Annotated in this window: 8 protein-coding genes and 1 pseudogene; 3 read left to right on the forward strand and 6 right to left on the reverse strand. The window is 70.7% G+C overall.

Annotated features, from left to right (window positions below):
• Positions 1-40 precede the first annotated feature (40 nt).
• On the reverse strand, positions 41-1,327 hold the full coding sequence (locus ABD366_RS09085; RefSeq protein WP_324775037.1) for an extracellular solute-binding protein: 1,287 nt from the start codon (positions 1,325-1,327) through the stop codon (positions 41-43).
• 178 nt (positions 1,328-1,505) lie between these two features.
• Between ABD366_RS09085 and ABD366_RS09090 the strand changes: the two genes are divergently transcribed.
• Positions 1,506-1,721, forward strand: a complete 216-nt coding sequence (locus ABD366_RS09090; protein ID WP_324775039.1) for a dodecin — start codon at positions 1,506-1,508, stop codon at positions 1,719-1,721.
• Between the two features lie 22 nt (positions 1,722-1,743).
• Here the strand turns inward: ABD366_RS09090 and ABD366_RS09095 are convergent, their stop codons facing one another.
• Complete coding sequence (locus ABD366_RS09095; protein WP_324775042.1) at positions 1,744-2,232, reverse strand: phosphatase domain-containing protein; 489 nt, start codon at positions 2,230-2,232, stop codon at positions 1,744-1,746.
• Between the two features lie 59 nt (positions 2,233-2,291).
• Here ABD366_RS09095 and ABD366_RS09100 point away from each other — a divergent pair, with 59 nt between their 5' ends.
• Together ABD366_RS09100 and ABD366_RS09105 are read left to right on the forward strand one after the other, a co-directional pair.
• Entirely contained in the window at positions 2,292-3,323 is a 1,032-nt protein-coding gene (locus ABD366_RS09100) for an MsnO8 family LLM class oxidoreductase (protein WP_324775044.1), read from the forward strand.
• Positions 3,324-3,498: 175 nt separating this feature from the next.
• Complete coding sequence (locus ABD366_RS09105) at positions 3,499-5,868, forward strand: excinuclease ABC subunit UvrA (protein WP_324775046.1); 2,370 nt, start codon at positions 3,499-3,501, stop codon at positions 5,866-5,868.
• Here ABD366_RS09105 and ABD366_RS09110 read toward each other — a convergent pair.
• The 4 genes and pseudogenes from ABD366_RS09110 to ABD366_RS09125 all read right to left on the reverse strand — a co-directional run.
• On the reverse strand, positions 5,847-7,382 hold the full coding sequence (locus ABD366_RS09110) for an acyl-CoA synthetase (RefSeq protein ID WP_324775049.1): 1,536 nt from the start codon (positions 7,380-7,382) through the stop codon (positions 5,847-5,849). The two genes, ABD366_RS09105 and ABD366_RS09110, sit on opposite strands and share 22 nt — an antisense overlap.
• Positions 7,383-7,531: 149 nt before the next feature.
• Positions 7,532-8,281, reverse strand: a complete 750-nt coding sequence (locus ABD366_RS09115; RefSeq protein ID WP_324775052.1) for a succinate dehydrogenase/fumarate reductase iron-sulfur subunit — start codon at positions 8,279-8,281, stop codon at positions 7,532-7,534.
• Positions 8,278-10,227: a fumarate reductase/succinate dehydrogenase flavoprotein subunit gene (locus tag ABD366_RS09120; RefSeq protein WP_324775055.1), complete on the reverse strand. Its 1,950-nt coding sequence runs from the start codon at positions 10,225-10,227 to the stop codon at positions 8,278-8,280. Before ABD366_RS09120 ends, ABD366_RS09115 begins: the two co-directional genes overlap by 4 nt.
• Positions 10,228-10,235: 8 nt before the next feature.
• Positions 10,236-10,314 (reverse strand): annotated as a pseudogene (locus ABD366_RS09125) (succinate dehydrogenase); the annotation flags it as partial.

A 10,314-nucleotide genomic window follows, 5' to 3' on the forward strand; every position in this document is an offset into this window, starting at 1 on the left:
GCGCGTCCCGGCGGGATACAACCCCCGCCGGGACGCGACGTCACTCGCCGCTCTCGTCCAGGCGTCGGGTGATCTCGCGGGACGCCTTCTTCGCCTCGGTGGCCGGGTCCGCGCCGGACAGGACCCGGGTCATATAGGCCTTGATGGGGTTGTCGGCGGCCTCCACCTTCGCCCAGAGCGGGGAGGCGGGGGTCGCCTTGCCGTGGGCGGCGCCGACGGCCATCGCGGCGACGCCCGGCTCGTCGGCCACGGCGTCGGCCAGGGTCGTCTTGTTCGGGACGTAGTTCATGGTCCTGGCCAGTTCCGTGTTCCACTTCTTTCCGGCCAGGGCCTTCACCACGGCGACCGCGCCCGCCCGGTCCTCGGTACTGCCCGCGACGACGAGGTCGGAGCCGCCGGTGAAGACGGCGCCCGCGCGTGCGGCCGTCTTGCCGGGGATCGGGAAGTAGCCCAGCTTCCCTTCGAGGGCCGGGTTCTTGCGGACGATCTGCTGGGCCGCGCCGGGCACCGAGATGATCTGGGCGATGTCGCCCTTCGCGAACAGGTCGGCCTGCGGGGGGTGTTCCTCGTCGGCGTCCTTCGGGCCGCTGCCCAGCGCCTGCAGCTCCTGGTAGAAGTCCATGGCCCGCAGCGCGGCCGGGGTGTCCAGGGTGCCGGTCCAGGTGCCGGACGACTCGTGGGCCAGCTCGCCGCCCTCGTCCCAGATGAATCCGGACAGCGAGTACCAGTCCTGCCCGGCGAGATAGATGCCCTGGGCGGCGCCGGCGTCGAGCCGGCGCGTCATGTCGAGCCACTCGGCGCGCGTCCTGGGCGGATTCTTGATGCCGGCCTGCGCGAAGAGGTCCTTGTTGTAGATGACGACGCGGTTGGCGGCGTACCAAGGGATGCCGTACTGCCGGGACTTGTCGACGCCCGGCTCGGCGAGGCCGGGCAGCCAGTCCGCCATGTCGAGGTCGCGCGCGGACTCCAGGGACAGGTCGAGCAGCCCGCCCTCGTCGACGTACTGCGGGACCTGGGTGTTGCCGACCTCGATCACGTCGGGGGTGCTGCCGCCGCCGGGGGCCTTCAGTGCGGCGCTGACCTTCTCGCCGATGCCGGTCCACTCCTGGATGCGGATGTCCAGGCGCACGTCGGCGTGTTCGGCCTCGAACTCCTTGGTGAAGCGCTTGATGAACGCGTCCGACGCGCTGTTGCGCATCAGCCAGACGGTGACCGTACGTCGCTCCGGTTCGCCGCCGGGCAGTGCTCCGCACGCGCTCAGCGCGCCGGTCACGACAACGAGGGAACCGAGGGACAGCACGGCACGGCGGGATCTCACGTGGGTCACTTTCTCCTGCGGACAGGGAGGATCGCCCGACGTGGGGGGAAGAGCATGCGGCTCTCACGGGTGTGGCTGGATTTTGGTATGTACCAATCGGGGGGTCAAGAGTTACTGGAAAGTAAGTCGAACGTACGTGTCCGTTCGTCCTCTCGCGGACCGCGGCACCCTGGGGCACGGTGGAACCATGTCGAATCACACCTACCGTGTCACCGAGATCGTCGGCACCTCCCACGAGGGCGTCGACCAGGCGATCCGCAACGGGATCGCGCGCGCCTCGCAGACTCTGCGCAACCTCGACTGGTTCGAGGTCACGCAGGTCCGCGGGCAGATCGTCGACGGGGACGTCGAGCACTACCAGGTGGGCCTCAAGGTGGGCTTTCGCCTGGACGCCGACGGCTGACAGCCGGGGCGGCGGGAGCGGCTCAGGTCCGTCCCTCGCGCTCCTGGGCGTCCTTCAGCGCCGCCGACGTGCTCGCCCAGCGGGCCCGTACGACGGTGAATCCGGCTCGCTCCGCCTCGTCGCACACCAGCTCGTCGTCGTCCACGAGCATCCGTACGGCGCGTCCGCGGGCCAGCCGGCGCAGCGCGTCGAGCTTGGTGCGCCGGGCGGGCCTGCGGTCGTCGTTGCGCCGCATCGTCAGCGCTCCGGGCGGCAGCCCCTGGGCGGCGAGCCATGCCTCGGTGTCGGCGCGGCAGCGCTCGGGCCGCCCGGTCAGGTACACGATCTCGCACTCGCGCGCGCTCTCCAGCGCCAGCGCCACCCCTTCGGCGAGCGGCGGATCGTACGGGGCTGCCGCGAAGAAGGCGTCCCAGTCCCGCGGCCTGCGCTCCAGGAACCGCTGCCGGTGCGCCGTGTCGGCGAGCGTGCCGTCCAGATCGAATACGGCCACCGGCCGCGCGTCCCGCGTCATGACGGCAGCCTAAGCGGCGCGTCCGGGAATCCCCGCGGCTGCGAAGCGTTGAGACGAACGTGACCACCGTGATCGAAACGACCCGCTTCTCCGTCCTGGACCGCTCCCGCACCCGCGAGGGCGGCACGGCACCGCAGGCGCTGCGCGACACCGTCTCGCTCGCCCAGGACCTGGAGCGCCTCGGCTACCACCGCCTGTGGGTCGCCGAGCACCACGGGGTGCCCGGGGTCGCGGGGTCCGCGCCCACCGTGCTCGCGGCAGCCGTCGCGGCGGCGACCCGGACGATCCGCGTCGGCACCGGCGGTGTCATGCTGCCCAACCACCGGCCGCTGGTCGTGGCCGAGCAGTTCGGGGTGCTCGAGTCGCTGTTCCCGGGCCGGATCGACATGGGGATCGGCCGCTCCGTCGGGTTCACGGACGGCGTCCGCAAGGCCCTCGGCCGCGACAAGGACGCCGCCGACGCGGACGACTTCGCGGGGCAGCTCGAGGAACTCCTCGCGTTCTTCACCGGCACGTCGGCGACCCACGCGCATGCCCGCCCGAGCGAGGGCCTGACGGTGCCGCCGTACGTACTGGCGATGGGCGAGGGCGCTTCGATCGCCGCCCGCGCGGGTCTGCCGATGGTGATCGGCGACTTCCGGAACCGGGAGAAGATGCTGGCCGGCATCGACCGCTACCGCGCCGAGTTCCGCCCCTCCGCCCGGGCCGAGGAGCCGTACGTCGTGATCTCCGGGACGGTCGCGGTGGCCGGCAGCGAGCCGGAGGCCCGCCGGCTGCTCGTCCCCGAGGCCTGGTCGATGGCGTACTCGCGCACGCACGGCACCTTCCCGCCGCTGCCGCCCGCCGAGCGGGTCGCGGGCCTGGAGATGACCGCGAAGGAGCGCGAGCTGTACGAGTCCGGGCTGCGCGGCCACATCGTGGGCACGGAGCAGCAGGTCGCGGACGAGCTGGAGACGGTCATCAAGGAGAGCGGCGCGCAGGAGGTGCTGGTGACGACCAGCACGTACGACCGCGAGGGCCTGCTGGAGTCGTACCGGAGGCTGGCCCGGATCGCGCGCCTGAGCCCGCTCCAGGGCACCGCGAACGGCTGAGAGCCCGCGGCGCGCTCAAGGGGGCGCTGTACGGGGACATCCCGCGGCGCGCTCAAGAGAGGCGTACGGGGACACGCTGCGGCGCGGCCTAGGATCGTGTGGTTTGCCCCTGGCCCGCCGTGGCCGGACCGCGACCGCCACACCGCACAGCACCGCGCCACCTGGAGCCCCGCCCATGTCCCACCCGTCCTCGCCCGACCCCCGCCACGACGGCTTCGTCCGGGTCCGCGGTGCCCGTGAGCACAATCTCAGGAGCGTCGACGTGGACGTGCCGCGGGACGTCCTCGCGGTGTTCACGGGGGTCTCGGGGTCGGGCAAGTCCTCGCTCGCGTTCGGCACGATCTACGCGGAGGCGCAGCGCCGCTACTTCGAGTCGGTCGCCCCGTACGCGCGGCGCCTCATCCACCAGATCGGCGCGCCGAAGGTCGGTTCGATCAGCGGGCTGCCGCCGGCGGTGTCGCTCCAGCAGAGCCGCTCGGCGCCGACGTCCCGCTCCTCGGTCGGCACGGTCACCACGCTGTCGAACTCGCTGCGGATGCTGTTCTCGCGGGCCGGCAGCTATCCGCCGGGCGCGGAGCGGCTCGACTCGGACGCCTTCTCGCCGAACACCGCCGCCGGGGCGTGCCCGGCCTGCCACGGCCTGGGCCGCGTGCACCGCACCACCGAGGCGCTGCTCGTCCCCGACCCGTCGCTGTCGATCCGGGAGGGCGCGATCGCCGCGTGGCCGGGCGCCTGGCAGGGCAAGAACCTGCGGGACATCCTCGACACGCTCGGCCACGACGTGGACCGTCCCTGGCGGGACCTTCCGCAGGCGGACCGCGACTGGATCCTGTTCACGGACGAGCAGCCGGTCGTCACGGTCCACCCCGTGCGGGACGCGGACCGCATCCAACGCCCGTACCAGGGCACGTACATGAGCGCGAACCGGTACGTGCTGAAGACGTTCGCCGATTCCAAGAGCCGGACGCTGCGTGCGAAGGCGGAGAAGTTCCTGGAGAGTTCGCCGTGCCCGACGTGCGGGGGCGCCCGGCTGCGGGCCGAGGCGCTGGCGGTGACGTTCGCGGGCCGGACCATCGCCGAGCTGGCGCGGCTTCCGCTGACGGAGCTGGCAGGCATCCTCGCCGCACACGAGCAGGACTCCGAGACGGCACGTGTGCTCACGGACGACCTTCTGGCCCGGATCGCGACCATCACCGAGCTGGGTCTCGGCTATCTGAGTCCTGACCGGTCGACGCCCACCCTCTCCGCCGGCGAGCTGCAACGCCTGCGCCTCGCCACGCAGTTGAGGTCCGGTCTCTTCGGTGTGGTGTATGTGCTCGACGAGCCGTCCGCCGGCCTGCACCCGGCGGACACCGAGTCGCTCCTGACGGTCCTGGACCGCCTCAAGTCGGCGGGCAACTCGGTGTTCGTCGTCGAACACCATCTGGACGTGATGCGCCGCGCGGACTGGCTGGTCGACGTCGGACCGCTGGCCGGGGAGCACGGCGGGCAGGTGCTGCACAGCGGACCGGTGGCGGAGCTGCGCCAGGTCGAGGGCTCGGCGACCGCACGGTTCCTGTTCGACGACGCACCGCGGGAAGCACGCCAAGTCCGTTCCCCGAAGGGCTGGTTGAAGGTCGGTCCGGTGACGCGGCACAACCTGCGGGACGTGACGGCGGAGCTCCCGCTGGGCGCGTTCACCGCCGTCACCGGCGTCTCCGGGTCCGGCAAGTCGACGCTCATCGGCGAGATCACCGAGGAGCTGGAGGGCGTCGGACGGCTCGTGGCCGTCGACCAGAAGCCGATCGGCAGGACGCCGCGCTCGAACCTGGCCACGTACACGGGCCTGTTCGACGTCGTACGGAAGGTGTTCGCGGGCACGGCCGAGGCGAAGGCCCGCGGCTACGGCGTCGGCCGCTTCTCCTTCAACGTGGCGGGAGGCCGCTGCGAGACCTGCCAGGGCGAGGGGTTCGTCAGCGTCGAACTCCTCTTCCTGCCGAGCACCTACGCGCCGTGCCCGGACTGCGCGGGCGCCCGCTACAACCCGCAGACGCTCCAAGTGGCGTACCGGGGGCGGAACATCGCCGAGGTGCTCGATCTGACCGTGGAGTCCGCCGCCGCGTTCTTCGCCGACGACGACGCGGCCGGCGCAGTGCTCCGCAGTCTGCACACGCTGCTCGACGTGGGGCTCGGCTACCTCCGCCTCGGCCAGCCCGCCACCGAGCTCTCCGGCGGCGAGGCCCAACGCATCAAGCTGGCGGGCGAGTTGCAGCGGACACGCCGCGGTCACACCCTGTACCTCCTCGACGAGCCGACCACCGGACTGCACCCGGCGGACGTGGAGGTGCTGCTGCGGCAACTGCACGGACTGGTCGACGCGGGGCACTCCGTGGTGGTCGTGGAGCATGACATGGCGGTGGTCGCCGGGGCGGACTGGGTGGTCGACATGGGCCCTGGCGGGGGCGATGCGGGTGGGCGTGTGGTGGCTGCCGGGCCGCCCGGAGCAGTGGCCGCCGATCCCGCGAGCCGCACCGCCCCCTACCTTCAGCGCCTGCTGGGTGGCTGAGCGCCCCGCGCCCCTGAACGGAGTTTTCCCTTGGCCAGTTTTCCTGTGGGGGTACGTGGGAGGTCGGACACGAACTCCACCTGCCTCGGCACCTTGTAGCGCGCGATGCTGTCGCGTACGTACGCGGTCAGTTCAGCGGCCAACTCCGGTCCGGGAGTGGCCCCTTCGGACGGTTGCACGTACGCCCGCACCGACTCCCCCATCTCCTCGTCCGGTACCCCGATGACCGCGACATCGGCGACCGCCGGGTGCAGGACGAGGCAGTCCTCGATCTCCTGCGGATAGATGTTGACCCCGCCGGAGATGATCGTGAAAGCCCTGCGGTCGGTGAGGAAGAGATAGCCGTCCTCGTCGACATGGCCGATGTCGCCCGTGGTGGTCCAATGGGGGTGCTCGGGGTGCTGCGCCTCGCGGGTGCGGTCCTCGTCGTGGTGGTAGCGGAACGGCAGCTCGTCCCGCTCGAAGTAGACGATGCCCGTCTCCCCCGGCGGCAGCACCTTCCCTTCCTCGTCGCAGATCCGCAGCTCGCCGAGGAGCCCGGCACGGCCGACGGAACCCTGCTTGCGCAGCCACTCGTCCGGGCCGATGAAGGTGATCCCGTTCCCCTCGGTCGCCGAGTAGTACTCGTACAGGACCGGCCCCCACCAGTCCATCATCCGCCGCTTCACCTCGACGGGGCAGGGCGCGGCCGCGTGGACGGCGACCTTCATCGACGAGGTGTCGTAGCGCTCGCGCACCGCGTCCGGGAGCTTGAGCATGCGCACGAACATGGTCGGGACCCACTGACTGTGCGTGACGCGGTGGCGTTCGATCGCCGCCAGGGCGCCTTCCGCGTCGAAGGACGGCATGAGGACGACGGTGCCGCCCGTCGCGATGACCGTGTGGCAGAACCGGAGCGGCGCCGCGTGGTAGAGCGGCGCCGGGCACAGATAGACGCTGTCCTCGTCGAAGCCGTACATGGGCTCGAAGAGCAGCTGGTACGTGGAGGGGTCGGTGCGGATGTCACCGTCGGGCAGCGTCGGCTGGATGCCCTTGGGCCGGCCCGTCGTGCCGGACGAGTAGAGCATGTCGGCGCCGCGCGGCTGGACCTCGGGCGGCTCGGGCGAGGCCTCGGCCAGGGCGGCGTCGTACGTACCGTCGTCGAAACCGAGCCGGAGGGTCACCTCTGGCACCAACTCGGCCACACGCGCGCCGAGTTCACCGAGTATGCCGTCGGCGACGATCAGGGCGGCCGCTCCGCAGTCCCGCACGATGTAGGCGGCTTCCTCCGCGGTCAGATGATGGTTGACGGCGGTGAGGTAGAGGCCCGAGCGCAGGGCGGCCCAGTGGACCTCCATGACGCGTGGGTCGTTGTCGGACAGCAGGGCCAGATGGTCGCCTCCGCGCAGTCCCGCCGTACGCAGGTGGTCGGCGAGGCGCAGCGAGTTCTCCTCCAACTCGCCATACGTCAGCGTGCTGTTGCCGTCGGCCGTGACGACGGCCGGCTTCGCTCGGTCGTACGCTCCCGGGTACATGCGACGACGTTACGCCAGGAAGATGACGGGGCGTCAGGGGCGTGCGGGAACTGGTGCCATCCGTGTGCGGACACGATGACGGGACCGGGGTTGAGCACCACTCCCGGTCCCGCCCACCCCGCGCTGGTCGCGGGACGTTCATGGATGGATCAGCCGCGGCTGACCTTGCGGTTGGCGCGCAGCCACTCCTTGTTCATGCTGGTGATGGAGAACAGCGGGATGCCCTTGGGGCAGGCCGTCGCGCACTCGCCGGTGAGCGTGCAGCCGCCGAAGCCCTCCTCGTCCATCTGCGCCACCATGTCCAGGACGCGGGTCTCGCGCTCGGGGGCGCCCTGCGGCAGCACGTTCAGGTGGTTGATCTTGGCGGAGGTGAAGAGCATGGCCGCGCCGTTGGGGCAGGCGGCCACACACGCGCCGCAGCCGATGCACTCGGCGTTCTCGAAGGCGAACTCCGCGTCCGGCTTGGGCACCGGGGTGGAGTGCGCCTCGGGGGCCGCGCCGGTCGGCGCCGTGATGTAGCCGCCGGACTGGATGATCCGGTCGAAGGCCGTCCGGTCGACGACCAGGTCCTTGATGACGGGGAACGCGGAGGCGCGCCACGGCTCGATGTCGATCGTGTCGCCGTCCTCGAAGGACCGCATGTGGAGCTGGCAGGTCGTGGTGCGCTCCGGCCCGTGCGCGTCGCCGTTGATGACGAGCGAGCACGCGCCGCAGATGCCCTCACGGCAGTCGTGGTCGAAGGCGACGGGGTCGTCGCCCTGGACGATGAGTTCCTCGTTGAGGGTGTCGAGCATCTCCAGGAACGACATGTCCTGGGAGATCCCGTCCACCTCGTACGTGGACATGGCGCCTTCGGCGTCGGCGTTCTTCTGGCGCCAGACGCGCAGGGTGAGCTTCATGCGTAGCTCCGCTGAGTGGGGTGGACGTACTCGAAGACGAGGTCTTCCTTGTGCAGGGCGGGGGCTTCGCCGGTCGCGGTGAACTCCCAGGCGGCCGCGTAGGAGAACTCCTCGTCGACGCGGGCGGCCTCGCCGTCCGGGGTCTGCGACTCCTCACGGAAGTGGCCGCCGCAGGACTCGGCGCGGTGCAGCGCGTCGAGGCACATCAGCTCGGCGAGCTCGATGTAGTCGACGATGCGGTTCGCCTTCTCCAGGGACTGGTTGAACTCCTCGCCGGTGCCCGGCACCTTGATGCGGCGCCAGAACTCCTCGCGGATCTGCGGGATCCGGTCGAGCGCCTTGCGCAGGCCCTCCTCGGTGCGGGCCATGCCGCAGAACTCCCACATCAGCTCGCCGAGTTCACGGTGGAAGGAGTCGGGCGTACGGTCCCCGTCGACGGCGAGCAGCTTCGCGAGCCGCTCCTCGGTCTGGCGCACGACCTCGACGGTCGCGGGGTGTTCTGCGTTCACCTCGTCGGTGTGCGGGTGCTTCGCCAGGTAGTCGTTGATGGTGGCCGGGAGAACGAAGTAGCCGTCGGCGAGGCCCTGCATCAGGGCGGAGGCGCCGAGCCGGTTGGCTCCGTGGTCGGAGAAGTTGGCCTCGCCGATCGCGAACAGGCCGGGGACGGTGGTCTGGAGGTCGTAGTCGACCCACAGGCCGCCCATCGTGTAGTGCACGGCCGGGTAGATCCGCATGGGCACCTTGTACGGATCCTCGTCGGTGATCCGCTGGTACATGTCGAAGAGGTTGCCGTACTTGGCCTCGACGGCCTTGCGCCCCATCCGCTGGATGGCATCGGCGAAGTCGAGGTAGACACCCTGCCCGCCGGGGCCGACCCCTCTCCCCTCGTCGCACACGTTCTTCGCGGCGCGGGAGGCGATGTCTCGGGGGACGAGGTTGCCGAAAGAGGGGTAGATGCGCTCCAGGTAGTAGTCGCGCTCGTCCTCGGGGATCTTGTTCGCCGGGCGGTCGTCACCCTTGGCCTTCGGCACCCAGATGCGTCCGTCGTTGCGCAGCGACTCGCTCATGAGCGTCAGCTTCGACTGGTGGTCGCCGGTGCGCGGGATGCAGGTGGGGTGGATCTGCGTGAAGCAGGGGTTGGCGAAGTAGGCGCCGCGCCGGTGCGCCCGCCAGATGGCGGTCGCGTTGGAGTTCATGGCGTTGGTGGAGAGGTAGAAGACGTTGCCGTAGCCGCCGGAGGCGAGGACGACGGCGTCCGCGAAGTAGGTGTCGATCTTCCCGGTGACGAGGTCGCGGGCGACGATGCCGCGCGCCTTCCCGTCGACGATCACGAGGTCGAGCATCTCGGTACGGGGATGAAGCTCGATGTTGCCCGCGGCGACCTGCCGGCTGAGTGCCTGGTAGGCGCCGAGCAGCAGCTGCTGCCCGGTCTGGCCGCGAGCGTAGAACGTACGGGAGACCTGCACACCGCCGAAGGACCGGGTGTCGAGGAGGCCGCCGTACTCGCGGGCGAAGGGCACACCCTGGGCGACGCACTGGTCGATGATCTCGACCGAGATCTGCGCGAGGCGGTGCACGTTCGACTCACGGGCGCGGAAGTCTCCGCCCTTGACCGTGTCGTAGAAGAGGCGGTACACCGAGTCGCCGTCGTTGCGGTAGTTCTTCGCGGCGTTGATGCCGCCCTGCGCGGCGATCGAGTGGGCGCGGCGCGGCGAGTCCTGGTAGCAGAACTGGACGACGTGGTAGCCCTGTTCGGCGAGCGTGGCGCCCGCGCTGCCGCCCGCCAGACCGGTCCCGACGACGATGACGGTGTGCTTGCGGCGGTTGGCGGGGTTGACCAGCTTCGCCTCGAAGCGGCGGGTGTCCCAGCGCTCCTGGACGGGCCCGGCCGGGGCCTTGGTGTCGACGACCGGTTCCCCGGTGGAGTAGTCCGCGTAGGTGCTCATGTCGTTCCTCAGCTCACCAATCCGGTCATGACGCCCACGGGCACGGCGATGAAGCCGAGCGTGAGCAGTACGGCGAGAACGTTGCCG

It is taken from the genome of Streptomyces kunmingensis (genome assembly GCF_039533535.1).
GTDB lineage: Bacteria > Actinomycetota > Actinomycetes > Streptomycetales > Streptomycetaceae > Streptomyces > Streptomyces kunmingensis.

What these genes read in the sequence shown, in the direction of transcription:
- ABD366_RS09090 (WP_324775039.1), top strand. Translation starts at nt 1,506, where the DNA reads ATGTCGAATCACACCTACCGTGTCACCGAGATCGTCGGCACCTCCCAC.
- ABD366_RS09095 (WP_324775042.1), bottom strand. Translation starts at nt 2,232, where the DNA reads ATGACGCGGGACGCGCGGCCGGTGGCCGTATTCGATCTGGACGGCACG.
- ABD366_RS09105 (WP_324775046.1), top strand. Translation starts at nt 3,499, where the DNA reads ATGTCCCACCCGTCCTCGCCCGACCCCCGCCACGACGGCTTCGTCCGG.
- ABD366_RS09110 (WP_324775049.1), bottom strand. Translation starts at nt 7,382, where the DNA reads ATGTACCCGGGAGCGTACGACCGAGCGAAGCCGGCCGTCGTCACGGCC.
- ABD366_RS09115 (WP_324775052.1), bottom strand. Translation starts at nt 8,281, where the DNA reads ATGAAGCTCACCCTGCGCGTCTGGCGCCAGAAGAACGCCGACGCCGAA.
- ABD366_RS09120 (WP_324775055.1), bottom strand. Translation starts at nt 10,227, where the DNA reads ATGAGCACCTACGCGGACTACTCCACCGGGGAACCGGTCGTCGACACC.